The sequence below is a fragment of the Serratia grimesii genome (assembly GCF_900186025.1).
Classification (GTDB): Bacteria; Pseudomonadota; Gammaproteobacteria; order Enterobacterales; family Enterobacteriaceae; genus Serratia; species Serratia grimesii.
This window is the reverse complement of record NZ_LT883155.1, coordinates 4785680-4811285: the sequence shown is the minus strand read 5'-3', so window position 1 is coordinate 4811285 and position 25606 is coordinate 4785680. Positions and strand designations below refer to the sequence as shown.

Sequence of the window (25606 nt, the reverse complement as noted above, 5' to 3'; positions counted from 1 at the left end):
TAGCTTGAAAAGCGAGGGGTATAACGATTCGAACCCTACGTTTGGAGAGAGCGGATGAAAAAATTTTTGATTGCCCCGTCCATCTTGTCAGCAGACTTCGCCCGCTTGGGTGAAGATACTGCTAATGTGCTGGCCGCAGGCGGTGATGTAGTGCACTTTGACGTGATGGATAACCATTACGTTCCCAATCTGACGATTGGGCCGATGGTTTGTCAGGCGCTGCGTAACTACGGCATTACCGCACCTATTGACGTGCATTTGATGGTGAAACCGGTCGATCGCATTGTGCCGGACTTTGCCGCAGCGGGTGCCACTTACATCTCTTTCCATCCGGAAGCCTCCGAACACGTCGATCGTACGATCCAACTGATTAAAGAGCACGGCTGTAAAGCCGGTCTGGTCTTTAACCCAGCAACGCCGCTGAGTTACCTTGATTACGTGATGGACAAAGTCGACGTGATTCTGCTGATGTCGGTCAACCCTGGTTTTGGCGGTCAGTCGTTTATTCACGGCACACTGGATAAACTGCGTCAGGTGCGCAAATTGATTGACGAAAGCGGCCGAGATATCCGACTGGAAGTGGATGGTGGCGTTAAAGTCGATAATATTGCCGAGATTGCTGCGGCAGGCGCAGACATGTTTGTCGCCGGCTCCGCTATCTTTGGTAAGCCGGACTACCGCCGGGTAATTGATGAAATGCGCAGTGAATTGGCAAAGGTGACGCATGGCTGATTTCGGCGCGATCCGTGCTCTCGCCTTTGATCTCGATGGCACGCTGGTTGACAGCGCGCCAGGGCTTGCAGCCGCTATCGATTTGGCGTTAGCAGAAATGGGTCTGCCGCAGGCTGGTGAAGCACGAGTTGGCACCTGGATTGGTAATGGCGCCGACGTGCTGGTGCAACGTGCACTGCGTTGGACTGAAGTTGACGCAACACCCGAACATTGCCTGCAACTGCGCGAACGTTTTGATCATTTCTATGCACAAACGGTCGACAGCGGTAGCCGCCTGTTTCCACAGGTAAAGGAAACGCTGGCACGCTTAGCCACACAAGGCTATCCAATGGCATTAGTGACGAATAAACCGACGCCGTTTGTTGCGCCGTTATTGACCTCATTGGGCATTATCGATTATTTCTCGCTGATTATCGGCGGTGACGATGTGGTAGAGAAAAAGCCACACCCTGCACCGCTGTATCTGGTACTCGGCAAGCTTGGCGTCCGCGCCAACGAGCTGCTTTTTGTCGGCGATTCCCGTAACGATATTCAGGCTGCACAGGGTGCAGGCTGTCCAAGTGCCGCGTTGACTTACGGTTATAACTACGGCGAAGAGATTGCCCTGAGCCATCCCGACCGTGTGTTGGAGCACTTTGCCGACTTGTTGCCCGCTCTTGGGCTGTCATCTTTAGAGAATCAGGAAATTTAAACATGAGTAAGCCCATCGTATTTAGCGGCGCGCAACCGTCCGGTGAACTGACCATTGGCAACTACATGGGGGCGCTGCGTCAGTGGGAGAAAATGCAGGACGATTACGACTGCATCTACTGCATCGTCGATCTGCACGCCATCACCGTACGTCAGGACGCAGACAAGCTGCGCAAGGCTACGCTGGATACGCTGGCGCTGTATCTGGCTTGCGGTATTGATCCGCAAAAGAGCACCATCTTCGTGCAGTCGCATGTACCGGAACACACCCAGCTGAGCTGGGTGTTGAATTGCTACACCTATTTCGGCGAACTGAGCCGTATGACCCAGTTCAAGGACAAATCCACCCGTTATGCGGAGAACATCAACGCCGGTCTGTTCAGCTACCCGGTACTGATGGCTGCGGATATCTTGCTGTATCAAACTAACCAGGTGCCGGTCGGTGAAGACCAGAAGCAACACCTGGAGTTGAGCCGTGATATCGGTCAGCGTTTCAATGCGTTATACGGTGACGTGTTCAAAGTGCCTGAACCCTTCATTCCGAAGTCTGGCGCCCGCGTGATGTCGCTGCAAGAGCCGACCAAGAAGATGTCCAAGTCGGACGATAACCGCAATAACGTTATCGGCCTGTTGGAAGACCCGAAAGCGGTGATGAAGAAGATCAAACGTGCGATGACCGATTCCGAAGAGCCACCGGTAGTCCGTTATGACGTGGCGAACAAGGCCGGGGTATCTAACCTGTTGGATATCCTTTCCGGCGTGACCGGCAAAAGCATCGCTCAGTTGGAAGCCGAGTTTGAAGGCCAGATGTATGGCCACTTGAAAGGCGCTGTCGCTGAAGCGGTATCCGGCATGTTGGGTGAACTGCAGGAGCGTTATCACCGTTTCCGCAACGACGAAGCTTTGTTGCAGCAGGTCATGCGTGACGGTGCGGCTAAAGCGCGTGCACGTGCGCAGGAAACACTGGCGAAGGTTTATCAGGCCGTCGGGTTTGTATCACCGCAGTAACACGTCGATTTATAAAAAAGCGGCCATCGGCCGCTTTTTTTACGTCTGTATCAGGCCATTTGGGCCAGTTGCTGTGGAGCCTCCTGACTGGAGAACCAGTTCAGCTTACTGCGCAGGCTTACCACGCTGCCGACAATGATTAAACTTGGGCTGGCAGCCTGTAAGGCCAGCGTCCCCAGTTGGCTCAATTCCCCTTCGATCACCCGTTGGCGACAGGAAGTTCCGTTCTCAACCAGCGCTACTGGGGTTGTGGCAGGCATGCCATGTTCGATCAGTCGCTGTTGAATGTCTGCCGCCTGAGTCAGACCCATATAAAACACGAGCGTCTGTTGTCCGGCAGCCAGTGTTGACCAATCCAGTCCGCCGTCACGTTTGGCGTGGCCTGTCACCAACCGTACGCTTTGTGCATGGTCGCGATGAGTAAGAGGGATACCACTGTAAGCCGAGCAGCCAGAGGCAGCAGTAATACCCGGTACCACCGAGAACGGAATATTCGCTTCGGCCAGCGTTTCCAGTTCTTCACCACCACGTCCAAAGATAAACGGGTCACCGCCTTTCAGCCGTACAACACGTTTACCAAGCTGTGCTTGCTCCAGCAGGATCTGATTGATTTGTTCCTGCGGTACGCAGTGGTGACCCGCACGCTTACCAACGAAAATACGTTCGGCATCGCGGCGTACCAGCGTCATGACATCATCAGAGACCAGTCGATCATAAACCACCACGTCAGCCTGCTGGATTTGCTGCAGGCCTTTCAGCGTCAGCAAACCGGCATCGCCAGGGCCGGCCCCCACCAGTACTACTTCGCCGCATTCTTGCGGTTGATGGCTAAACAACTGCTCAATCTGCCTCTCTGCCAGTGCTACGTCATTATTGGCCAGTGATTGTGCGAGTCGATCATGGGCAAACAGCTTTTCCCAAAAACGACGGCGTGAACCGATGTCGCTGAAGTGCTTTTTCACACGCTGACGCAATGAACCGCCCAGTTGCGCCAGTTTACCCAGATGCTGAGGCAGGACCGCTTCCAGTTTTTCACGCAGCAGACGCGCCAGTACTGGCGCTTTGCCACCGGAGGACACGGCGACCATAATCGGTGAACGATCGATAATCGACGGCATGATAAAACTGGCGCGTTTAGGATCATCCACAACATTGCAGAACACCCGCTGTTGGTTGGCGCATTGGTACACTAATGCGTTAACCTCGACCCGATCGGTCGCGGCGATCACCAGCCATTTCTCTGCCAGCAGCGCTGCACTGAACTCACCTTCTAACAGCGTAATCCGTCCTTGCGCGGCCCATTCGTGGAACTGCGGAGTGAAGGTATAAGCGTTGACGGTCAGTGCTGCTCCGGCATCCAGCAGCAGGCGAGCTTTGCGTTCGGCAACTGCACCACCACCGACCAGCAGGCAGGCTTTGTGTTGCAGTTGGCAGAAAATTGGCAGGTAGTCCATCGGCAATCCTCGGGGCAATCAGCAGAGGGGCGCAAGGCGCCCCAAAAATATTACGCGGTCTGGCGTGTTGCGGTTTTTTCGGCTTGAGGCCGTTCGGCACGCGGTGTGGCATACCAGTAACCCAGGCCCATCAGTACAGAGCCGGACACAATATTACCCAGTGTTACCCACAGCAGATTATGGCCGATTCCGCTCAGGGTATAGGCTTCACTGTGATGGCCGAACCAGGACAGGGCAAACAGTGTCATATTGGCGACGGAGTGCTCATAACCGGACGCGATAAAGGCCAGCAGGCACCACCAAATGGCGATGAATTTGGCGGCGCCTTCAACACGGATCGCCATCCAAATCGCGAGACAGACCAGCCAGTTACACAGCACACCCTTAAAGAATAATACCTCTGCCGGCGCGGTGGTTTTTGCCAACGCAGCGGTATGCACCAGACTGGTGTCTACTGGCAGCAGGCTGCCACCGCCGTAGTAGTACATCAGAGCGACCAGCACCGATCCCAACAGATTGCCCAGCCAGGTTTGTGGCAATACTGCCCACATCTGACTTTGGCGTATTGTGCCGGCCTTGACGCCGAGCGTCAGGAACATGGTATGACCGGTGAACAACTCCGACCCGGCAATGATCACCAGCGTCAGTGCGATGCCGAAGGTGGCACCCATCACCAGTGGTCGCAGTGACGGATCGACCAGATTACCGAGAGTGAAGATCAAAATGATGCCGAGGCCGACATAGGCCCCGGCCATCGCTGAGCTAATCCAAAAGCCCAGCGGGCTGTGCTTTGCCAGCCTGACGATGCGCGCTGCGTTGGCGGCGCATTTGTTGATGGTATCGGTGAACATGCTGCTTCCCCTGAGGTTAAAGTGAAAATATCAGGCCGCGACCTGTACCATGCCATCCAGAACCCGACTGGTGAAATGCGCGACGGAGCGGCTTTCATCTTCCAGACAGTAACCGTCGTGCAGGCGGAAATGTTGTTTTTTTAGTGGGCTGGCGACCCACAGTTCACCTTGATGCTCGGCGATCAGGCCACGTGATAACACGCTGGCCTGGGCGAAGGGATCAATATTGCTGATCGCAAAGACCTGTTCGTCATCGTAAGGACGGAATACCGCCACCTGCTGGTTACCGATCAGGGCACATACACCGGTACCGGGTAAGATATCGGTAAGGGGGCAAAGGGTTGTCCACTGGCTCATGCGTTGTTCTCCTCAGCTTCCAGCAAAGTGACAGGAATACGCTCATCCGGACGCGCCGGCCGATGCTGTTCACGCTCGGCAACCACTTGCACATTCGGATCGCGCAGGTTGCTGTTGATGAAGTGGGCGAAGCGGACTTGGGATTCCGGATGCTCAACGGTTTCTTTCCACTCGCAGACCACTGCATCACGCAGGCGGCCGATCTCGGCTTCCAGTTGCTCGTTGATGCCCAGTTTGTCGTCAATAATCACCTTCCGCAGATAGTCGATACCGCCTTCCAGGCTTTCCAGCCATACCGAGGTGCGTTGCAGCTTATCGGCGGTGCGGATATAGAACATCATGAAGCGATCGAGGTAGTGCTCTAGCGTTTCGCTGTCGAGATCTGCGGCCAGCAGGTCGGCGTGGCGTGGTTTCATCCCGCCGTTACCGCACACGTACAGGTTCCAGCCGTTTTCGGTCGCGATAATGCCGACGTCTTTACCCTGAGCCTCGGAGCATTCACGGGTGCAGCCGGAAACACCAAACTTCATTTTGTGCGGGGTACGGATGCCTTTGTAGCGGTGTTCCAGCTTGACGCCAAAACCGACGCTGTCACCGACGCCAAAGCGGCACCAGGTACTGCCGACGCAGGTTTTGGACATGCGCAACGCCTTGGCGTAGGCGTGGCCGGTTTCAAAACCGGCGGCAATCAGTTTGCTCCAGATGGCCGGCAGGTCATCTTTCTGGGCGCCGAACATGCCGATGCGTTGGGAGCCGGTCAGCTTGGTGTACAGATTATATTCCTTGGCGATCTGGCCAACGACCATCAACCCTTCCGGTGTAATTTCGCCGCCGGGGGAGCGTGGGATCACCGAGTAGGTGCCGTCTTTCTGGATATTGCCGAGGAAGTTGTCGTTGGTGTCCTGCAGCGGTGTGTGTTGTGGTTTGAGTATGTATTCATTCCAACAGGAAGCTAGCAGGGAGCCGACGGTCGGCTTACAGACTTCACACCCGTAACCCTTGCCATATTTGGTGAGCAGTTCATCGAAGGACTTGATGCCTTCCACGCGGATCAGGTGGTACAGCTCCTGGCGTGAATAGGCGAAGTGTTCGCACAGGTGGTGATTAACCTCGATGCCCTGTTTGCTCAGTTCTGCGTTCAGCACTTGGGTGATCAGTGGAATACAGCCGCCACATCCAGTACCGGCTTTGGTCTCTGACTTGATTGCTGCAACGGTATGGCAACCCATGCCGACGGCTTTAATGATATCGCCTTTGCTGACGTCGAAGCAGGAACAGATTTGTGCCGTTTCCGGCAGTGAGTCGACACCGATAGCCGGTTTGCTGCCCGCATGCGCTGGCAGGATCAGACCGTCTGGATTTTCCGGCAGTTCGATGGCGTTAAGCGCTAACTGGAGCAAATTACCATAATTGCTGGTGTCGCCGACCAGGACGGCACCAAGCAGGGTTTTGTTGTCGGCACTGACCACAATGCGTTTATAAACTTCTTTGCTTTCATCCAGATAAACATAGCTGCGGGCGCCTTCGGTACGGCCGTGGGCATCACCGATACCGCCAACGTCGACACCCAGTAGTTTCAGCTTGGCGCTCATGTCGGCACCCAGGAAGGTGTTTTCACGGCCCAGTAAATGGTCGGCCACGACCTGCGCCATTTTATAGCCCGGCGCTACCAGACCGAAGGTGCGCTCACGCCATGAGGCGCATTCGCCGATGGCGTAAACGTCCGGATCTGAGGTCTGGCAACTGTCGTTAATCACGATGCCGCCACGGCGGGCGGTAGCCAGACCGCACTGGTGGGCCAGCTTGTCCTGGGCGCGGATGCCGGTGGAGAAGACGATAAAGTCCACTTCCAGCGCAGTGCCGTCGGCAAACTGCATGGTTTTGCGCGCCTGCTCACCGCCGTTGACGATTTCCTGGGTGTTTTTACCGGTATGGACTTTGACGCCCATGCGTTCGATCTTGCGGCGTAGCTGATCGCCGCCCATTGGATCGAGCTGTTCAGCCATCAGCACGGGGGCGAATTCAATGACGTGAGTTTCAACCCCCAGACTTTTCAGCGCACCAGCGGCCTCAAGCCCCAACAGGCCACCACCGACCACCGCGCCGCGTTTGCTGCGACGCGCGCAAGCTTCGATGGCGTTCAAATCTTCAATGGTACGGTAAACGAAGCAGTCCTGACTTTCCGAGCCTTTAATCGGCGGGATCCAGGGGTATGAACCGGTCGCCATGATCAGTTTGTCGTAGTAGACCGTGCGGCCGGTATTGGAGTGAATGACTTTCTCGCTGCGGTTGATGGTGATAGCGCGTTCACCGACCAGTACTTTCACGCCCTGTTTCTCGTAAAAGCCTTCGCGCACCAGTGAAAGCTCTTCGGCAGTATGGTGGGAGAAATAAGAAGACAAGTGCACGCGATCGTAGGCGATGCGGGGTTCTTCGCAAAATACGGTGATGTCGAACTGGTCTTTGTCTGCTTTTTCCAACAGATCTTCGATAAATCGGTGGCCGACCATGCCGTTACCGATGACAGCAAGTTTGACTCTGCTCATTATTGCCTCAAAATTCTGGTTTCCTAGCGTTACCTTATTCCTCCCTACGGGCGATTTATTGATGCAAATCAAGCGCCCCTCCATATACCTCTAATGTGGTATATGGATGATTTTTATCGATATTTCATAAGTTGTGGTTTTTATTCATCTTTAGCTGAAACGAGCCAGTCAATGCGATAAATACGCATTCGGGAGTAACAGATGGCGTAATAAACGCCCGGTAGCTTTGTCTGTATGATTCGCTGCCAGTATGATGAGTAAAACGGGTTGGAACAGCAGAGGTGAAGGGTGGCCAAAAATCCATTGAAGTTTATCGACAACCTGCGTCTGAGTGGGCATGAAGGGTTGTGGCAGTTGGCTATCGAGCATGGGCGCATCGCGCATCTCGTTCCCCAGCCGGAAGGGCTGGAGTGGCGAAACGATGTGCTGGATGCGCAGGGTGGGTTAGCGATGCCGGCATTTGTTGAGCCGCACATTCACTTGGATACCACCCAAACTGCCGGACAGCCAACCTGGAACCAGTCTGGCACCCTGTTTGAAGGCATTGAGCGTTGGGCAGAGCGCAAGGCGCTGCTAACCCATGAAGATGTTAAGCAACGCGCCTGGCAGACACTCAAATGGCAGATCGCCAATGGTGTGCAATATGTACGTACTCACGTGGACGTCTCTGATCCAACCCTGACCGCGTTACGTGCGATGCTGGAAGTGAAACAAGAGGTTGCGCCTTGGGTGACGCTGCAAATCGTCGCCTTCCCTCAAGAGGGCATTATGTCCTACCCCAACGGTGAGGCACTGTTGGAAGAAGCACTGCGGCTGGGAGCCGACGTGGTAGGGGCTATTCCACACTTTGAGTTCACCCGTGAATACGGGGTGGAGTCCTTGCACAAGGCGTTTGCCCTGGCGCAAAAGTACGATCGGCTGGTAGACGTACATTGTGACGAGATTGATGATGAGCAGTCGCGTTTTGTTGAAACCGTCGCCGCACTGGCGCTGAAGTTGGGGATGGGGAGTAGGGTGACGGCCAGTCACACCACGGCGATGCACTCTTACAATGGTGCTTACACGTCGCGGTTATTCCGTCTGTTGAAAATGTCCGGCATTAACTTTGTTGCGAATCCGCTGGTGAATATCCACCTGCAAGGACGCTTCGACAGCTACCCTAAACGGCGTGGCATTACCCGGGTTAAGGAGATGCTGGAAGCGGAGATCAACGTCTGCTTTGGTCATGACGATGTGTTCGATCCCTGGTATCCGCTGGGTACCGCCAATATGCTGCAGGTGCTGCATATGGGGCTGCATGTGTGTCAACTGATGGGGTATGGCCAGATCGACGACGGGTTGAAATTGATAACCAGCCACAGTGCACGGACCTTACATCTGACGGATTACGGCTTGGTGGCAGGCAACAGCGCCAATCTGGTAATTTTGCCTGCAGAAAGCGGTTTTGATGCCGTGCGTAGGCAGACGCCAGTACGCTATTCAATACGCGAAGGGGCGGTGATTGCCGAAACCCGGCCCGCGGAAACGACGTTGTATCTGACGCAGGATGAGAAGGTGGATTTCCGGCGCTAAGGTGCAGCAGGTCGTATAAAAAAGGGCGCCGAGGCGCCCTTTTCACATCACGATAGCAGATTAGTGCGTCACGTGGCCGTGGCTGCGGTGCTTGGTCACGAAACCGAGCAGCAGACACATCACGAATACCGCCAGGTACAGGCCGTTAGCGGTAGTCAGCGCTGCGTGTGCACCACCTTTCGCTACAATCGGGCCAGTGACCACGAAGGTCAGCATGGTACCGATGGTACCGCAGGTCAGGATGAAGTTAACCAGTTTCGGTGAGGAAACCTTGGTCTGCAACGAGCCCAGAGTGATCAACGTGGTATAGATCGCACTTGAAACGAAGCCCAGAGCCATAATGTAGTAGCCCAGGTGTTCCGGGTTGTCGGTGCTGACGAACAGATACATCGCACCGGTCGCCAACGCAGCCAGAATGGTGACGATGCGCTGCAAATCAAAGAAGCGCAGGATAAAGCTGAACACCCACATACCAACCATGTACGACGTCCAGAAATCACTCACCAGTTTACCGGCCTGGCTGATATCCATCCCGAAGGACTTGGTGGCGTATTCCGGTACCCACTGAATGAAACCGAGCTGACCGAGGATGTAGCACAGTGCGGCGATCGACAGGAACAACACGCCGATACCCCATTTCTCTTTCGCTACCGGCTGACCCGCGTCGGCGCCTTTATTGCCCAGAACCGGGAACTCGGAGAACAGGGTTAGCACAAAGATACCCACGTACAGCAGGCCGATACACGCGTACACCCAGTACCAACCGATCTGACGCGCCAACAGCATTGCGGCGACAATCGGGAAGATCATCCCAGCCATACTGAAGAAGGAGTCAGTGAACAGCAGACGTGAACCGCGTTGACGGCCCGCGTACATATGGGTGATCAAGAAGGTGCCTATCGACATGGTGATACCGCTGACCACACCAAGGATAAACATGCATAACGAGAACATGGTTAAGCTTTTGCTCACCATCAGTCCTGCGACAGCCAATACCATCAGGATAAAGCCAAACATCAGTTGGCGTTTCAGCGGGATAATTTCCATCAGCCAGGCATTGAGGAAGATCGAAATCAAAATACCGGCGTTAAGAAAGGTAAACGTATTACTCATGCTGGAAACCGGCAGATTAAAGTACTCTGCAATGTTTCCCATCACCATCCCTGTGACGATAACTAAAGCACCGGTCAGCGCGTAAGAAAAATAGCTGATCCAGGTAAGCCGTAGACGGTTGCTGTCATTCATTATATAGGCCTGATTATGTCTGTTAGGATTACTCCCGCCGCCTTTCAAATCGCAGTGTTGTTACCTACATTAACTCCCTCAGTCACTTACCTAAGTAAGCTTCGATGAGTGAGCTAGGCACTTTGCTGCAATTTGAAATTCATAGGGTATAACACTGGGTAAAGGCCGCTGGTTTTTCCTGGCAAAAGCAGAGAAAAGTCCCGATCAGGCCACCAGGGAGCGGATCCTAGCACAGACAACGGGAGTTTTTGTGATGGCTGTCGATTTTTTGATGCAATCAATGAAAGCTACTGAGGTTTTTTTGTGATCTATTTGCTTGCCGTCACGATCGAGTCACGGCTGATGACGATCGGCGAGAAGCTGATGCTGGTTGTGGTCGGGTCAATCAACAGACGCGCGGCGTACTGTGCCATTTCGGTAATTGGAAAATGCACGCTGGTCAGCGCAGGCCGTACGAAGGGGGCGCGTTCACCGCTGTCGTAACAAATTAACGAAATATCTTGCGGGACCCGCAGGCGGTGCTCGTTGATCGCCAGCAGCGCACCGATGGCCATCTCTTCGTTGCAGCAATAGATTGCGGTAGGCGTCGTTTTCATTTGCAGCAGTTGGTCGGCGCAACGATACCCGCTTTCAAGATCGTACAGCCCTTCGACGCAGGCGACGGGTTTGATATGTGCAGACTGCATCGCTTGTTCAAAACCATCGAGTCGCAGTCGGCTGGAAGGGCGGTCGCGCGGGCCGCTGATGCAGGCGATGTGCCGGTGACCGGCATCGATCAACTGCTGTGTTGCCATTCGGCTGGCGCGTGGATGATCGAAGGTGACGCAACGCTCCTCCAGGCCGGGAACCAGACGATCGAGCAGCACAAAGCGGCGTTGTTCCGTCGCTAATTGACGCAGTTGGTCATCACTGAGGAAACGGACATGAAGGATCACGCCATCACAGCGCAGGCTGAACAGTCGCTGAATTGCCTGCCATTCGTTTTCTGCACTGCTACGACCCTGGGTCACCAGCAGTTGCTTGCCGTGAGATTCGGCTTCGGTTTGGACACAGTCCATGAGTGCGCCGAAGAAACCACCGCGATACGAGGTGGTGACAAGTCCCAAAGTATTACTGTGGCTGGAAGCCAATGCACGGGCGGCAGGATTGGGGGTATAGCCGAGTTGAGCTACAGCACGCTCAACCTTCTCGCGGGTTTGCCCTTTAACGTTGGTATCGCCATTCACTACGCGTGACACCGTGGCGCGTGACACGCCTGCCAAGGCTGCGACATCTTCCAGTGTCACCATCATCTGACTCCTGATTACAGCAAAAAACGGGTTCGGCGAACCGAACCCCGACATACTAGTTATAGCAATGTATCAGTAACCGTGGTTTGTCCGACGGTTATTTGAATTGCGGCAGATAAGGTGCATTCACCGCCAACACTTCATCCAGCAGGGGTTGTGCCACGTTAGCATTGCCTACCAGTGGATTGGTGACCAGCGCCAACAGACCGCTACGTCGATCGCCATGTACGGCAGCTTCGATGGTCAGACGCTCGTAGGCTTTGACCTGTTGGGTCAGCGCATGCATGGCGTCTGGCAACGTGCCAAACGTCAGCGGATGTGCACCCTGTGCATCGACGATACAGTTAGTTTCTATCACAGCGTCGTCTGGCAAACCGCGAATAGCGCCACGGTTTGCTGTATTGACGACTAATTGCGTACCGAGATTATTATGGATCGCACGGATAAGCTCCAGCGCGACTTCTGAATAGTATGATCCGCCGCGGAAACTGAGTTGTTCTGGTTTGCTGTCGAGATGTGGGTCGGCATACAGTTCAAACAACTCTTTCTCTACTTTCATCACTTGTTCGGCGCGAGTACCGCGTTCGGCCGCTGCGGCAATTTCTTCGGCCAGCATCTCTTTAGTCTGATAGAAATAGCGGTGATATGGGCATGGGATCGCACCGACAGCACGCAGGAAATCAGGCTGCCACGGTTCTTCTTTGATGTTGTTCATGGTCAGAGCGGCACCGTCGCACAGCATATCGATGACCTTGTCGGTCACGTCGAGGCCATTTTGCGTTACCTGATGTACCCACACCATGTGGTTAAGACCGGCAAACTGCATTTGTACTTCGCTATAAGGCGCTTTCAGCATGTTGGCGATCATATGGTGCATGCTGATCGGCACGTTGCACAGGCCGATAATTTTCGCGTTGGTGTAACGAGAGACCGCTTCAGTGACGATGCCGGCTGGGTTGGTGAAGTTGATGATCCAGGCATCAGGTGCCAATTTTTCTACTCTGCGTGCAATATCCAGCATGACTGGAATGGTGCGCAGTGCTTTGGCAAAGCCACCAACGCCAGTGGTTTCCTGGCCGATCAAATCGTATTTCAGCCCTAAACGCTCGTCGGCGGCACGTGCAGGCAACTGCCCGACGCGAAACTGCGTCAGTACGAAGCTGGCATCGCGAATCGCGTCATCCAGCTCGAAATGCACGCTAACCTTCACTTGCTCCAGCCCGTGGCGTGCCAGCATACGTTGGGTCAGTGCGGCAATGATTTCTACTTTCTCGCGGCCAGGCTCAACGTCTACCAGTGCCAATTCAGTGACCGGCAACTCTTCAATACGTTGGATCAGCCCATCGACCAATTCTGGCGTGTAGCTGCTGCCGCCGCCGATAACAGCGATTTTTAACGATTTCATGCATGAATCCCCATTTGGGCCTGACGGCGATAAAGTTCAATCATGTCGTCCGCCAGATCCTGGATCACCATGGCGTTCATCAGATGGTCCTGAGCATGAACGGTAATCAGGTTGATGGTCAGTTTGCCGCAGCCTTCGTCCAGGCCGATCAGTTGGGTCTGGATCAGGTGAGCCTTTTTTACCGACTGTTTGGATTCGGCCATATGTTTGGCTGAAGCGGTAAAGTCGCCGGCACGGGCTTGCTGTAGCGCCATCAGCGCACTGCTGCGGGCGCCACCGGAGAACACCAGCAGTTCCATGATGGTGCTTTCAAAATCGGGGCTGATTTCAGTTTCAGTCATCAATTCACTCACATTATTTCTCCTGTTATTGCGCGACAGTCATGCCGGCGGATATTCATTATTTTCAGTGTCGCTCCAGAATGAGAGCGCTCTCATTTGTTTAGATTAACCAGAATGAGAAACGAAACCGGGAGTTGTGTCGCAAAAAGCGACGAAGGTGTAAAAAGGGCAAAAAATGCGTGATGCGGTTGGCAAAAAGGTCTAAGGCGATCATACTTTTGGCAGTAAATTTCGGGGTTGGCTGAGATATATCCCACAATTACGTAAATATAGGTAAATGGCTGGCACTCGCAGGTACAGCTCTTTAGAATCAAGGCGCTTTTCCGTTGTTTGTCTCCCAGAGAAAGGACCCGTTAATGTTCAAACGTACTTTAGTGACCTTCGTTGCGCTGTGTTCCCTGACAGCAATGGCGCCCGCTGCGTTCGCCGCCGGTGAAACTCATGTCATGCTGACCACTTCAGCAGGGAATATCGAATTAGCGCTCGACAGTCAGAAGGCTCCGGTTTCCACCAAGAACTTCGTCGACTACGTGAACAGCGGCTATTACAACAACACTGTTTTCCACCGTGTGATCCCGGGCTTTATGGTTCAGGGCGGTGGCTTTACTGCGGATATGCAGCAAAAATCAACGCAGGCGCCAATCAAGAACGAAGCGGATAACGGTCTGCGTAACCTGCGCGGCACCATTTCGATGGCGCGTACTGCCGACAAGGACAGCGCTACCAGCCAGTTCTTCCTGAATGTGGCGGATAATGCCTTCCTGGATCACGGTCAGCGTGACTTCGGTTATGCGGTGTTCGGTAAAGTGATCAAAGGTATGGATGTAGTGGATAAAATCTCCCAGGCACCAACCGGTAACGTTGGTCCGTACCAGAATGTCCCGAGCAAGCCTATCGTCATTTTGTCAGCAAAAGTGCTGCCATAATGATTTTGCGCCGGCCCCAGCGGGCCGGCTGCGTTGCTTTCCCCTGGAAGCCTTACCTGCATCACTGTTTTTTCCCCCGCCACATGCTTTAATCGCCAGCTCATAATCAGACCGGAAACCCGGCGTTATGCCCTCTTGTTTGAAGCCGCAGCGTACAAATCTGCTCCCGGCAGATGTGTCATCCCAGCCACTTACCTGAATAAGTGCCTGAGGATTTTCGCGCCTACCACCGAACTGCAACTTCAACCACGTTGGGTACGCATCTGTTTTATTAAGGGATGAACTGCTGCCATGTTTGAATTTAGCCAGGTTCTGCTGCTGTTGCAGCAGATGTGTGTTTACCTTGTTATTGCTTATTTGCTGAGCAAAACCCCGCTATTCATACCGCTGACGCAGGTGACTATTCGTCTGCCACATAAGCTTTTGTGTTATGTCATTTTCTCGGTGTTCTGCATCATGGGCACCTATTTCGGTCTGCATGTCGAAGGTTCAATCGCCAACACCCGTGCGATTGGCGCCGTGTTGGGAGGCTTATTGGGCGGGCCTTCGGTGGGTTTCCTGGTCGGGCTGACGGGGGGGCTGCACCGCTACACCCTCGGCGGCATGACCGATGTTGCCTGTGCGGTATCAACCGTGGCGGAAGGGTTGGTGGGCGGAGTCGTGCACAGTATTGCTATGCGCCATCGTCGTATTGATTTGCTGTTTAACCCGTTGTTTGTCGCAGGGGTAGCGCTCGTTACTGAAGTTCTCCAGATGGCGATTATCCTGGCGATTGCCCGTCCGTTCGACGAAGCGCTAAGACTGGTGGAGCACATTGCGTTGCCAATGCTGATCGCCAATACCGTGGGTGCCGCAATGTTTATGCAGATCCTGCTCGACAGACGGGCGATGTTCGAGAAATACACCGGGGCGTTTTCGGCCAAGGCGTTGAAGATAGCGGAGCGTACCGAAGGTATCTTGCGACAGGGGTTTGATCAGGAAAATAGCATGAAAGTGGCGCGAGTTATCTATCAGGAACTGGGGATTGGCGCCGTGGCCATTACCGACCGCGAGAAGCTGCTGGCGTTTATTGGTATCGGTGACGACCACCACCTGCCAGGCACGCCGATTTCATCAGGGCACTCGCATCGAGCGATCGACAATAACGAAGTGGTTTACGCTGACGGTAATGAGCTTTCCTACTGCTGCTCGATCAATCCTGCTTGCAAACTGGGTTCAACGCTGGTGATCCCACTACGCGGTGAAAACCAACGGGTGATTGGTACTATCAAACTCTATGAACCCAAGAGTCGGTTATTCAGCACCATCAATCGGACGTTGGGTGAGGGGATTGCCAGCCTGTTATCCGCGCAGATTATGGCTGGGCAGTATGAGCGCCATAAACAGTTGTTGGCACAGTCGGAAATCAAATTGCTGCATGCGCAGGTCAACCCACACTTCCTGTTTAACACCCTGAATACGCTGGTGGCGGTTATCCGTCGTGACGGCAACCGAGCTTGCGAGTTGGTGCAGTACCTTTCTACCTTTTTCCGCAAGAACCTGAAACGCTCGGATGACGAGGTTAGCCTGGCGGATGAGCTTGAACACGTGAACGCCTATCTGCAGATCGAACTGGCGCGTTTTGCCGATCGGCTGGAGATCTCCATGTCATTACCGCAAGAGTTGCTGGCGGTGCGGTTACCGGCATTCTCACTGCAACCGATTGTGGAGAATGCCATTAAGCATGGTACGTCGCAGTTGCTGGGCGTGGGGCGAATTGATATTGGCGCACGGCTTGAGGACGGATGTTTACTACTGCAAGTGACCGACAATGCGGGTCTATTCCAACCGAAGGCAAATAACAGTGGGTTGGGAATGAACCTGGTGGATAAGCGTATTCGTGTACGCTACGGCGATGGCTATGGCGTGCAGGTGGCCTGCGAGCCGCAATTATTCACCCGTATTACGCTCAATGTACCGCTGGCGAGGGCTGCCTGATGTTAAACGTACTGATTGTTGATGATGAGCCTTCTGCTCGCGATAACCTGCGGCATTTACTGGAGGCAGAAGAGGGGATCAGCATTGTTGGTGAATGCGCTAACGCAATAGAGGCCATCAGTGGTATCCATCGGTTGCAGCCAGACGTTGTGTTTCTGGATATACAGATGCCGCGCATCACCGGGTTGGAGATGGTGGGCATGCTCGATCCCAATCGTATGCCGCATATCGTGTTTCTGACCGCTTACGATGAATACGCGGTGCAGGCTTTCGAAGAACACGCCTTTGATTACCTGTTGAAACCGGCAGAACCTAAGCGGTTGAGCAAAACGTTGCAGCGCTTGCAGCAGCATCGCGGACAACAAAATATGGCTGTGCTGGACGAAAGTGCCGGTTACCTGAAATACATTCCCTGCACGGGCCACAGCCGTATTTATCTACTGCGCTTTGATGAGGTTGTGGCTATTCGTTCGCGATTGAGTGGGGTGTTCGTGGTCCGCAATGATGGCATGGAGTGCTTCACCGAGCTGACGCTGCGCACGCTGGAAATGCGAACGCCGCTGGTGCGCTGTCACCGCCAGTATCTGGTTAATCTGGAGCAGGTGCGTGAAATTCGCTTTGATGACAACGGTGCGGCGGAAATGATCATGCCGGTCGGCGAGCCGGTACCGGTCAGCCGTCGTTACCTGAAAGCGCTGAAAGAAGAGCTGGGGCTGCGAGGTTGATTTTCTTGTAGCCATTGTTCGTGTTCTTTTTGTTGAGATTGACGACTAACAAAATCCCGCATGAAATCATGTCGAAGTAGAGATGCAGTACGATCTGCTGTTTTATTGTTCAAGTCGTTCGTGGTCAATCTAACCCAGTCTTAAGCGGAATCCTAAATTCATTCTCCCGCGAGCCGGTTGGTAGCTCCATTTTTGTTTGTCCTTGACGGGGTTACGTCGCGCTTATAGCTTTATTGACATCAACAGGCGCTTTTTGCGCCGTGTCAGAGCGTCCAAGGAAAAGAAAATGAGTGAAGCACGGATTATTGCCAAAGCGATGAAAGACGGTAAGCCGGTACAGGATTTGGTTATTTTGCCCGCGTTGGCGAACCGCCATGGCCTGATCACCGGAGCAACCGGGACGGGTAAAACCGTGACGCTGCAAAAAATGGCTGAACAGTTTTCGCGCATTGGCGTGCCGGTATTTTTGTCGGACGTGAAGGGCGATCTCTCAGGGATTGGCACTGAAGCCGTGCCCTCGGAGAAATTGCAGGCGCGTTTGGCGGCCATAGGTGTCACTGACTGGCAGCCGCAAGCTTGCACCATCATTCCATGGGACATCTATGGCGAGAAGGGCCACCCAATCCGCGCGACCGTTTCAGACTTGGGGCCATTGCTGCTGGGCCGTTTGTTAGATTTGAATGACGTACAAAGCGGTGTTTTGCAGTTGGTGTTCAAAATTGCCGATGATAATGCGTTGTTGTTGCTGGATATGAAAGATCTGCGCGCCATGGTGCAGTACGTGGGTGACAACGCCAAACAGTTCCAGACCCAATACGGCAATATTTCTTCGGCTTCGGTGGGCGCTATCCAGCGCGGTTTGCTGACGCTGGAGGAACAGGGCGCCAATATGTTCTTCGGCGAGCCGATGCTGGATATCAATGACCTGATGAAAACCGACGCCAATGGGCATGGTGTTATCAATCTGCTGGCGGCTGATAAGCTGATTAATCAGCCGAAACTGTATTCGGTTTTCCTGCTGTGGCTCTTGGCTGAGCTATTCGAACACCTGCCGGAGGTGGGCGACCCGGAACAGCCGAAGCTGGTGTTCTTCTTCGATGAAGCGCATCTGTTGTTCAACGATGCGCCGGCGGCATTGCTGACCAAAATCGAGCAGGTGGTGCGCCTGATCCGCTCCAAAGGCGTCGGCATCTACTTTGTGACCCAGAACCCACTGGATATCCCGGACAGCGTGCTGGGGCAGTTAGGTAATCGCGTACAGCATGCGTTACGTGCTTTTACGCCGCGTGACCAGAAGGCGGTGAAGGCTGCGGCACAAACCATGCGTGCCAATCCGGCCTTCGATGCCGAAACGGCGATCACCGAACTGGGCGTGGGCGAGGCGTTGGTCTCTTTCCTCGATGAAAAAGGGCGTCCTAATGTGGTGGAACGGGCGATGGTGATCGCGCCGGAATCCAAGATGGGCATGCTGGGGGCGGAAGGGCTGAACAGTGCGATCAATAAGTCGCCGCTGTATGGGCGTTACGAAGATATGGTTGACCGTGAGTCTGCCTATGAAAAACTGTCAGCTCAGGGTTTTTCTACCGTTGGCACGCCGCAAGCAGGCCAGCCAGCACCACAACCTCAGGCACAACAGCAGGCGGGCGGTGGCTTGATGGGCGGATTGAACGAAATTCTGTTTGGTTCTACCGGCCCGCGTGGCGGTAAGCGTGACGGTGTCGTCCAGACCGCCGCCAAGAGCATGGCACGTGACCTTGGCCGCCAGATCCTGCGTGGCGTGCTGGGCTCGATTATGGGTGGCCGCAAAAAGTAAGCTGAAATTATCGGTAGCGGCGGTATTGTAGGGGCGTTGTATACTGCGCCCGTGTAAATCGGGGCAAGATATTCGCTCCCTACGATGATGTCCGTTGGAAACACTATGCTGCTGTTGATCGATAACTACGACTCTTTTACCTATAACCTTTACCAGTACTTCTGCGAATTGGGCGCCGAGGTGTTGGTAAAGCGCAATGATGAGCTGCAACTGACCGATATTGAACGGCTGGCGCCGCAGCGTTTAGTGATCTCCCCCGGTCCTTGTACCCCGAACGAAGCCGGCATCTCGCTGGATGCCATCCGTCATTTTGCCGGTAAATTGCCGATCCTCGGTGTTTGTCTGGGCCATCAGGCGCTGGGGCAGGTCTTTGGGGCTAAGGTGGTGCGTGCACGTGAAGTCATGCATGGTAAAACCTCGGCGATCCGCCATTTCGACAGCGGTGTTTTTCACGGGCTGAACAATCCTTTGACCGTGACGCGCTACCACTCGTTGGTGCTTGAGGCTGCTACTTTGCCGGACTGTTTTGACGTGACGGCCTGGAGCGAGCGCGACGGCGTACGCGATGAAATTATGGGGATCCGCCACCGCCAACTGGCGCTGGAAGGGGTGCAGTTCCACCCGGAGAGTATCCTTAGCGAGCAGGGCCACCAGCTGCTGGATAATTTCCTTAAAAGTTAACCGGTTAGGTTTTTTTTAACCGCGAAGACGATTTGCGTTTGCCCTTTATTGGTTTTTTATGCATATTTTGTGATTATATTTTCACTCAATCGCAACCAAAAGACTGAGTCACATTTAGGGTGGGCCCCATAATGACCGAAAAATCCGCAGTTAACCGCAGTACCTTTGACCAGGTTATCCTGCCTGTTTATGCACCCGCGCAGTTTGTTCCGGTCAGGGGCAAAGGCAGCCGCGTGTGGGACCAGCAGGGGAAAGAGTATATCGATTTCTCTGGCGGCATTGCGGTGACGGCGTTAGGGCACTGTCACCCGGCTTTGGTCGAGGCGCTGAAACAGCAGGGCGAAACCCTGTGGCATACCAGCAACGTTTTTACTAACGAGCCAGCGCTGCGTCTGGCCACCAAGTTGATCAACGCCACCTTTGCCGACCGGGTGTTTTTCGCCAACTCCGGTGCAGAAGCCAACGAAGCGGCCTTCAAGCTGGCGCGCCATTACGCCATTACCCGCCACAGTCCGTATAAAACCAAAATCATCGCGTTTTATAACGCTTTCCACGGTCGCACGCTATTCACCGTCTCGGTGGGTGGGCAGGCCAAGTATTCTGACGGCTTTGGGCCGAAACCTGCGGATATCGTGCACGTGCCGTTCAACGATCTGGCCGCAGTAAAAGCCATAATGGATGATCACACCTGTGCGGTAGTGATGGAGCCGATTCAGGGTGAGGGCGGTATTACCCCGGTAAATGCCGAATTCCTCAAAGGTGTGCGTGAACTCTGCGATAAGCACCAGGCGCTACTGGTATTCGATGAAGTACAAAGTGGTATGGGGCGTAGCGGTAAGCTGTTCGCTTACATGCATTATGGTGTAACGCCGGACATTCTTACCACAGCCAAAGCACTCGGTGGTGGTTTCCCTGTCAGCGCCATGTTGACCACCGAAGACATTGCTTCGGTAATGCAGGTGGGTACTCATGGCACCACCTACGGTGGCAACCCGCTAGCCTGTGCTGTGGCAGAAGCAGCGCTGGACGTGATCAATACGCCAGAAGTACTGAGTGGCATTGAACTGCGCCATGGTTTTTACGTGCAGGCATTAAAGAAGATTGGCGAGAAGTACGGTATCTTCAGTGACATCCGTGGCATGGGCTTGCTGATTGGCGCTGAGCTGACTCCGCAATACCACGGCAAGGCGCGCGACTTCCTGACTGCTGCTGCCGCTCGTGGGCTGATGATTCTTAACGCAGGGCCAAATGTCATTCGCTTTGCCCCTTCACTGGTTGTGGAAACTCAGGACATCGATGACGGTATGGCATTGTTTGAGTTGGCCGTGCAGGATGTGATTAACGCTTAATGCGTTGTCTTGATAACGGGGGCGCCATACGGCGCCCTTATTGATCGCGGAGTTTACGCTTCAGCCAAATGCCATGATGTGGGCGTTGGCTCCAGGCCAATGACGAGATGGTATGCATGACGCTCAGGTGCGACAAAATACGCCGCAGGTGGCGTTCCATTTCGGTCACCGGCATATCAGGGTGCAAATCCGGCGGCTGCATAATGCTGTTGCCACTGCTTGGCCCGTCGTACTCCAGCCGTTGCTGACAGCTTTGCAGCGCAATCTCACAAGATTGCAGATATTCCTCCGCCAGTTTTGGCGTCAGCATATAGTGCTCGCGCGCCAGAATAGTCATCGCATTAAGGTGTTCGACAATAAACTGGCTGTGTGTCACCCACAGGCGCATATCCGCCAGATAGCTCGATTCAAATCCCGGTTCCTGCATCGCCTGATTCAATGAGGTGAAAAGCGCATTGTGCGCCTGATTGACCTGCATACGGGCATAGGCCAGTGCACTGGGGTCGGGTTCTTGCTCTTCCAGCAGCAAACGCAATGCCTGTTGATCGTTCTCCAGCGCCTGGTGGGCGTTTTTACGCAGCAAGCCGCTTTGCCACTGCGGCCACAACCAGATGGTGCTACCGAACACCAGCACACACCCAATCAAGGTATCGATCAGGCGCGGTACCAAGAAATGGGTGCCGTTTAGCGCCAGTAATTGCAAGGTGTAGACCGCTGTCACCGTAAAGCCAATCACCGCCAGCCCGTAGTTTTTACGCGAGACCAAGTAGGCGAGCAGAGTGATCACCAACATCACGCTGAGCGTTTCTGCCTCAGGCAGCTGCAATTGCAGCAGGCCAGCAGCGATCACCAGCCCGACCAAAGTACCGAGTGCACGGTGCTGGATACGTACCCGGGTGGCGTTATAGCCGTTCTGGCTCACCAGCATGATGGTCAACAGGATCCAGTAAGGTTTAGGCAGGTTGAAAACCATCCCGAGGCTACTGCCCGCAGCAAGTGTGACACCCAATCGCGCCGCATTGCGCAGGGCGTTGGATTTGAATGACAGATAGCTGACCAAGGCGGGCCAGAAAGGCAGGCGGTTTTGATTGGCCATCAAATCGCGACGGTAAAGTGGGTGCTGGGTGCGCAGCAGACGGGCGATGCGACTGAAATGGTAGTAACAGAACTGCCCAACCGGGTTGTCTGGGTGCTGCGTCGCCACTTTTTCTAGTGCCGCCAGTTCATTGTCCATATTGAAGCGCTGAGAATGCTGGTGATAAAGAATATCGTGCGCCACCGTGCGCAGGCGGCCGGCAATCACCTGTGCATTACGGCGGATGATCGCTTCGGCTTGGCTCTGTTCCACCAGTTTTTGCACTTCTTCCGGTAGATGCAGGCTGACGGTAATGTGTTCCTGCAAATCCAGTGCGACCTGAAAAGTACGCTGCAGGCGCTTTTGCTCGAGGTTACTGGCGTGCGGTAGAAAGTTAAGCTGCTGATACAGCAGGGTGATTAGATCCATCACTTTTTGCTGGCGCACCAACAGGGGCGGTAACGCGGTCTGTGGATCGGTATGTTGGGTCAGCAGCGAATATTTGGCTTCAAAGTAATCTGCCAGTTCCAGATAGAGCTGATTGAGCGACTCGCGCATCGGTTGCTCTTTCCACAGCGTGAACCAAAACCAGGTAAACAGGCCGTACCAGGCTGTGCCCACGACGTATAGCAACGGTGCGTGCCAAAGCGGAACTGTACCGGCCATGCTGAGAGAAAAGATGGCAGCAACCAGCGAGGCGGGTAGCAGGCGGGCATGTAACGGGCTGATTTCACCGCTTACGCCGAGGAGCAGCGCCAGGCCGAGCATCAGTACCGGCAACGGCAGGTGCCACAGCAATGCTTGCTGCAATAGCAGGCTGCTGAGTGCAAATAGCGAACCACCGACGATCAGGCGTTTGAAGAAGCGTTTGTGAGGGGTATCCAGCCCGGCAATATTACAGCAGGCAGGAACCAGAGAAAATAACAGTCCGTATTGCAGTTGGCCGATCAACAGGCCGAGTAGCACTGGCAGGCACAGCACCAGCGTTTGCCGCAGTGCGTAATTGACTTCCGGGTGGTAAATCAGTCGGCGCCACATGATGACTTGGGGCATAAAAAAACGGCGCGAAACATCGCGCCGTTTTTTCAGTGATTAACGCGTGCCGTAAACGACAATAGTTTTGCCGTGCGCGGAGATCAGGTTTTGATCTTCCAGCATTTTCAGAATACGGCCAACGGTTTCACGTGAACAACCGACGATCTGGCCAATTTCCTGGCGAGTAATTTTAATCTGCATACCATCAGGATGGGTCATGGCATCAGGTTGTTTTGCCAGGTTCAGCAGTGTTTGCGCGATACGGCCTGTAACGTCGAGGAAGGCGAGGTTACCCACTTTCTCAGACGTTATCTGCAGACGGTTTGCCATCTGGGCTGACAGGCGCATCAGGATGTCTGGGTTGACCTGAATTAGCTGGCGGAATTTCTTGTAGGAAATTTCAGCCACTTCACAGGCGGTTTTCGCCCTAACCCAGGCGCTACGCTCCTGACCTTCTTCAAATAATCCAAGCTCGCCGATGAAATCCCCCTGGTTAAGGTAGGACAAAATCATCTCTTTACCTTCTTCATCCTTAATCAGCACCGCGACGGAGCCTTTAACGATGTAGTAAAGCGTTTCGGCCTTTTCACCTTGGTGAATCAGCGTACTTTTGGATGGATATTTGTGGATATGGCAATGAGACAGGAACCATTCGAGAGTAGGGTCTGTTTGCGGTTTGCCGAGAACCATTCGCTGTTATCCTCTGTTGTTATCGCTGCCTTGTGTCACAGGGGTCAGAGTTCCCTGTAAAACCTGTTGTCGCCGTTGTTTTAATGGTGGCTATCAGCAGATTTTGAGGCGTGTCATAAATATACGCTGTCGCTCTAGCATATTAACTTGCCGGGAGAGCTGCAAGCTACATTCTGTTAACATACCGGTAAAGGAGCCTTTCCCTGGGAGTTTCCCTGAAATCAGTGTCCCGGAAAGATTTATTGCGGCTCTGTTTGTAGCACAGAGTGAGGCGGGTGTCTTGTGTTGTCTCGCTTCAGCATGATTAGCATCAGGTTCCGTTGCCAGTTTCTATGCGAAAGCGTACCCTGATTTTAAGAAATTAACCGGAGTGACCAGCATGCAGGCAAGAGTTAAGTGGGTGGAAGGGTTAACGTTTCTGGGTGAGTCCGCGTCTGGCCATCAGGTATTGATGGACGGCAATGCGGGCGATAAAGCGCCTAGCCCGATGGAAATGGTGCTGATGTCGGTGGGGGGGTGCAGTGCTATCGATGTGGTGTCGATCTTGCAAAAAGGGCGTAATGATGTGCGCGACTGCGAGGTCAAGCTGACTTCTGAACGACGTGAAGAAGCACCGCGTTTGTTCACCCATATCAACCTGCATTTTATCGTGACCGGTAAGGATCTGAGTGACAAAGTCGTTGAGCGGGCGGTGAACCTCTCGGCAGAGAAATACTGCTCGGTGTCATTGATGCTGAGTAAGGCCGCCAGTGTGACTCACAGCTTCGAGATCCGCGACGTAGCCTGACCCTACCAGCTGTAGCGTTGGCAATGGGTACGTAATAAATCGAGAAATCGCCGCGCCGTCACTGTCAGCGGCGATTTTTGCGAATACAGCACGCCATATTGCGCCTGTGGCAAAGTGTCGATAGGCAGGATTGCCAATTTTCCCCGCAAAGAGAATGGGTTGCTCATCGCCCGCGCCACGATAGTCAAACAGTCCGTTTCCAACACCATGTTCAGTCCACAGACTACAGAATCCGAACGAATCGGCGCATGGGTCAACTGTTGATAAAAGTTTCCGAGTACTGACTGTAATTGATGATAATACCCCATGTCGGTTTCCGGCAGCAGCCACTTGGCTTGCCGCAAATCATCCAGCGACGTTGCCTGCGCCAGCGGGTGCCCATCACGTGCGATAATGCAAAATGGCGCGTTGAATAACGGCTCATGACACATTTCTTCCAGCGGAAGTCCTGGGCTAACAGTGCCGACGACGAAATCCAGTCTCCCCTCACGCAAGGCCGGCAACAGAGTAGATAGCTGCGCTTCGCGGATTATCAGGTTGGCTTGCGGGAACTGACATTTGAACGCATCTACCAGCCCTGGCAGTACCGTAAGTGCCAGTAACGAAGAGCAGCCGATGGCGACGCTACCCTGTGAATGTTGATTGAGTTGCTGGATCTCATCGGAAGCGCGCTGCAATTCCTCCAGGATAAGCTGCATCCGCAGCGAAAAAGCACGGCCGGTTGCGGTTAACGTCATCCCTTGGCTACTGCGCAGAATTAACTGGGTTTCCAACGTTTGCTCCAGTTCGCGGATGCTACGGCTCACTGCGGGTTGGGATTGCCCCAGGGCGCGAGCCGCACCACGGATGCTGCCGCTGCGGATGACCTGTTGGAATACCTTTAACTGCTGCAACTTAGGTAAATAGCGCACTCATCCCCCCCTATCAGTAAAAAGCATCACCGCTTAAAAGATTGCATCTTACGCCGCCTGCGTAAAGCCTATAATTTCGCCATGTATGACTTAATTGGTTGTTATTAAAACTATAAAGTGACGAAGCGCACACTATTACCGCGTGCC

22 protein-coding genes are annotated in these 25606 nt (G+C 53.9%); 11 read left to right on the top strand and 11 right to left on the bottom strand.

What is annotated here, in order from left to right; genetic code table 11:
- Positions 1–54: 54 nt before the first annotated feature.
- From rpe to trpS, 3 genes are read left to right on the top strand one after another with little or no spacing between them, the layout of a single operon-like run.
- The gene (gene rpe, locus SGBXF1_RS22505) at positions 55–732 is read left to right on the top strand and encodes a ribulose-phosphate 3-epimerase (RefSeq protein WP_037426178.1); all 678 of its coding nucleotides are present in this window, start codon (positions 55–57) and stop codon (positions 730–732) included.
- Positions 725–1423 (top strand): phosphoglycolate phosphatase, encoded by a 699-nt coding sequence (locus SGBXF1_RS22500; protein ID WP_186427567.1) that lies wholly within the window; start codon positions 725–727, stop codon positions 1421–1423. The genes rpe and SGBXF1_RS22500 overlap by 8 nt, the downstream gene beginning before the upstream one ends.
- Before the next feature lie 2 nt (positions 1424–1425).
- Complete coding sequence (gene trpS, locus SGBXF1_RS22495; RefSeq protein WP_037426182.1) at positions 1426–2430, top strand: tryptophan--tRNA ligase; 1005 nt, start codon at positions 1426–1428, stop codon at positions 2428–2430.
- 50 nt (positions 2431–2480) lie between these two features.
- Here the strand turns inward: trpS and cysG are convergent, their stop codons facing one another.
- From cysG to nirB, 4 genes are read right to left on the bottom strand one after another with little or no spacing between them, the layout of a single operon-like run.
- Complete coding sequence (gene cysG / locus SGBXF1_RS22490; protein ID WP_186427566.1) at positions 2481–3884, bottom strand: siroheme synthase CysG; 1404 nt, start codon at positions 3882–3884, stop codon at positions 2481–2483.
- Positions 3885–3934: 50 nt separating this feature from the next.
- On the bottom strand, positions 3935–4735 hold the full coding sequence (gene nirC / locus SGBXF1_RS22485) for a nitrite transporter NirC (RefSeq protein WP_037426187.1): 801 nt from the start codon (positions 4733–4735) through the stop codon (positions 3935–3937).
- A 30-nt stretch (positions 4736–4765) separates the two neighbouring features.
- Positions 4766–5092, bottom strand: coding sequence for a nitrite reductase small subunit NirD (gene nirD / locus SGBXF1_RS22480; RefSeq protein WP_130382267.1), 327 nt, complete (start codon positions 5090–5092; stop codon positions 4766–4768).
- Positions 5089–7638 carry a nitrite reductase large subunit NirB gene (gene nirB / locus SGBXF1_RS22475; RefSeq protein ID WP_186427565.1) on the bottom strand — a complete coding sequence of 850 codons (2550 nt, stop codon included), beginning with the start codon at positions 7636–7638 and terminating at the stop codon, positions 5089–5091. Before nirB ends, nirD begins: the two co-directional genes overlap by 4 nt.
- Positions 7639–7941: 303 nt before the next feature.
- Between nirB and SGBXF1_RS22470 the strand changes: the two genes are divergently transcribed.
- A complete protein-coding gene (locus SGBXF1_RS22470; protein WP_390901920.1) occupies positions 7942–9210 on the top strand; it encodes a cytosine deaminase in 1269 nt (422 codons plus the stop codon).
- Between the two features lie 60 nt (positions 9211–9270).
- On the opposite strand, the gene tsgA is transcribed toward SGBXF1_RS22470, so the two are convergent.
- The 4 genes from tsgA to SGBXF1_RS22450 form a co-directional block, all read right to left on the bottom strand.
- Positions 9271–10455 carry an MFS transporter TsgA gene (gene tsgA, locus SGBXF1_RS22465; RefSeq protein ID WP_037424992.1) on the bottom strand — a complete coding sequence of 395 codons (1185 nt, stop codon included), beginning with the start codon at positions 10453–10455 and terminating at the stop codon, positions 9271–9273.
- A 308-nt stretch (positions 10456–10763) separates the two neighbouring features.
- The gene (locus tag SGBXF1_RS22460) at positions 10764–11744 is read right to left on the bottom strand and encodes a LacI family DNA-binding transcriptional regulator (protein WP_061808567.1); all 981 of its coding nucleotides are present in this window, start codon (positions 11742–11744) and stop codon (positions 10764–10766) included.
- A gap of 97 nt (positions 11745–11841) precedes the next feature.
- Positions 11842–13149 carry a 6-phospho-beta-glucosidase gene (locus SGBXF1_RS22455; protein WP_186427563.1) on the bottom strand — a complete coding sequence of 436 codons (1308 nt, stop codon included), beginning with the start codon at positions 13147–13149 and terminating at the stop codon, positions 11842–11844.
- A complete protein-coding gene (locus SGBXF1_RS22450; protein WP_037425003.1) occupies positions 13146–13490 on the bottom strand; it encodes a PTS lactose/cellobiose transporter subunit IIA in 345 nt (114 codons plus the stop codon). Before SGBXF1_RS22450 ends, SGBXF1_RS22455 begins: the two co-directional genes overlap by 4 nt.
- Before the next feature lie 356 nt (positions 13491–13846).
- Here SGBXF1_RS22450 and ppiA point away from each other — a divergent pair, with 356 nt between their 5' ends.
- From ppiA to argD, 6 genes are all read left to right on the top strand, one after another.
- Positions 13847–14416, top strand: coding sequence for a peptidylprolyl isomerase A (ppiA, locus tag SGBXF1_RS22445; protein WP_037424983.1), 570 nt, complete (start codon positions 13847–13849; stop codon positions 14414–14416).
- A gap of 291 nt (positions 14417–14707) precedes the next feature.
- On the top strand, positions 14708–16393 hold the full coding sequence (locus SGBXF1_RS22440) for a sensor histidine kinase (protein WP_037424979.1): 1686 nt from the start codon (positions 14708–14710) through the stop codon (positions 16391–16393).
- Positions 16393–17118 carry a two-component system response regulator BtsR gene (btsR, locus tag SGBXF1_RS22435; RefSeq protein WP_037424977.1) on the top strand — a complete coding sequence of 242 codons (726 nt, stop codon included), beginning with the start codon at positions 16393–16395 and terminating at the stop codon, positions 17116–17118. The genes SGBXF1_RS22440 and btsR overlap by 1 nt, the downstream gene beginning before the upstream one ends.
- 286 nt (positions 17119–17404) lie before the next feature.
- Entirely contained in the window at positions 17405–18931 is a 1527-nt protein-coding gene (locus SGBXF1_RS22430) for a helicase HerA-like domain-containing protein (RefSeq protein WP_037424974.1), read from the top strand.
- 105 nt (positions 18932–19036) lie between these two features.
- Positions 19037–19612: an aminodeoxychorismate synthase component II gene (locus tag SGBXF1_RS22425; RefSeq protein ID WP_186427562.1), complete on the top strand. Its 576-nt coding sequence runs from the start codon at positions 19037–19039 to the stop codon at positions 19610–19612.
- A 131-nt stretch (positions 19613–19743) separates the two neighbouring features.
- Positions 19744–20961, top strand: a complete 1218-nt coding sequence (argD, locus tag SGBXF1_RS22420; RefSeq protein ID WP_238320992.1) for a bifunctional acetylornithine/succinyldiaminopimelate transaminase — start codon at positions 19744–19746, stop codon at positions 20959–20961.
- A 37-nt stretch (positions 20962–20998) separates the two neighbouring features.
- Here the strand turns inward: argD and SGBXF1_RS22415 are convergent, their stop codons facing one another.
- Positions 20999–23074, bottom strand: a complete 2076-nt coding sequence (locus SGBXF1_RS22415; protein WP_037425001.1) for a YccS/YhfK family putative transporter — start codon at positions 23072–23074, stop codon at positions 20999–21001.
- A 54-nt stretch (positions 23075–23128) separates the two neighbouring features.
- Positions 23129–23761: a cAMP-activated global transcriptional regulator CRP gene (gene crp, locus SGBXF1_RS22410; RefSeq protein WP_004718520.1), complete on the bottom strand. Its 633-nt coding sequence runs from the start codon at positions 23759–23761 to the stop codon at positions 23129–23131.
- A 379-nt stretch (positions 23762–24140) separates the two neighbouring features.
- Here crp and SGBXF1_RS22405 point away from each other — a divergent pair, with 379 nt between their 5' ends.
- Positions 24141–24548, top strand: a complete 408-nt coding sequence (locus tag SGBXF1_RS22405; RefSeq protein ID WP_037424968.1) for an OsmC family protein — start codon at positions 24141–24143, stop codon at positions 24546–24548.
- A gap of 2 nt (positions 24549–24550) precedes the next feature.
- On the opposite strand, the gene SGBXF1_RS22400 is transcribed toward SGBXF1_RS22405, so the two are convergent.
- A complete protein-coding gene (locus SGBXF1_RS22400; protein ID WP_061808495.1) occupies positions 24551–25459 on the bottom strand; it encodes a LysR substrate-binding domain-containing protein in 909 nt (302 codons plus the stop codon).
- Between the last annotated feature and the right edge of the window lie 147 nt (positions 25460–25606).

Coding starts and splice junctions, on each gene's coding strand:
- rpe (WP_037426178.1), top strand. CDS start 55: ATGAAAAAATTTTTGATTGCCCCGTCCATCTTGTCAGCAGACTTCGCC.
- SGBXF1_RS22500 (WP_186427567.1), top strand. CDS start 725: ATGGCTGATTTCGGCGCGATCCGTGCTCTCGCCTTTGATCTCGATGGC.
- trpS (WP_037426182.1), top strand. CDS start 1,426: ATGAGTAAGCCCATCGTATTTAGCGGCGCGCAACCGTCCGGTGAACTG.
- cysG (WP_186427566.1), bottom strand. CDS start 3,884: ATGGACTACCTGCCAATTTTCTGCCAACTGCAACACAAAGCCTGCCTG.
- nirC (WP_037426187.1), bottom strand. CDS start 4,735: ATGTTCACCGATACCATCAACAAATGCGCCGCCAACGCAGCGCGCATC.
- nirD (WP_130382267.1), bottom strand. CDS start 5,092: ATGAGCCAGTGGACAACCCTTTGCCCCCTTACCGATATCTTACCCGGT.
- nirB (WP_186427565.1), bottom strand. CDS start 7,638: ATGAGCAGAGTCAAACTTGCTGTCATCGGTAACGGCATGGTCGGCCAC.
- tsgA (WP_037424992.1), bottom strand. CDS start 10,455: ATGAATGACAGCAACCGTCTACGGCTTACCTGGATCAGCTATTTTTCT.
- SGBXF1_RS22460 (WP_061808567.1), bottom strand. CDS start 11,744: ATGGTGACACTGGAAGATGTCGCAGCCTTGGCAGGCGTGTCACGCGCC.
- SGBXF1_RS22455 (WP_186427563.1), bottom strand. CDS start 13,149: ATGAAATCGTTAAAAATCGCTGTTATCGGCGGCGGCAGCAGCTACACG.
- SGBXF1_RS22450 (WP_037425003.1), bottom strand. CDS start 13,490: ATGACTGAAACTGAAATCAGCCCCGATTTTGAAAGCACCATCATGGAA.
- ppiA (WP_037424983.1), top strand. CDS start 13,847: ATGTTCAAACGTACTTTAGTGACCTTCGTTGCGCTGTGTTCCCTGACA.
- SGBXF1_RS22440 (WP_037424979.1), top strand. CDS start 14,708: ATGTTTGAATTTAGCCAGGTTCTGCTGCTGTTGCAGCAGATGTGTGTT.
- btsR (WP_037424977.1), top strand. CDS start 16,393: ATGTTAAACGTACTGATTGTTGATGATGAGCCTTCTGCTCGCGATAAC.
- SGBXF1_RS22430 (WP_037424974.1), top strand. CDS start 17,405: ATGAGTGAAGCACGGATTATTGCCAAAGCGATGAAAGACGGTAAGCCG.
- SGBXF1_RS22425 (WP_186427562.1), top strand. CDS start 19,037: ATGCTGCTGTTGATCGATAACTACGACTCTTTTACCTATAACCTTTAC.
- argD (WP_238320992.1), top strand. CDS start 19,744: ATGACCGAAAAATCCGCAGTTAACCGCAGTACCTTTGACCAGGTTATC.
- SGBXF1_RS22415 (WP_037425001.1), bottom strand. CDS start 23,074: ATGTGGCGCCGACTGATTTACCACCCGGAAGTCAATTACGCACTGCGG.
- crp (WP_004718520.1), bottom strand. CDS start 23,761: ATGGTTCTCGGCAAACCGCAAACAGACCCTACTCTCGAATGGTTCCTG.
- SGBXF1_RS22405 (WP_037424968.1), top strand. CDS start 24,141: ATGCAGGCAAGAGTTAAGTGGGTGGAAGGGTTAACGTTTCTGGGTGAG.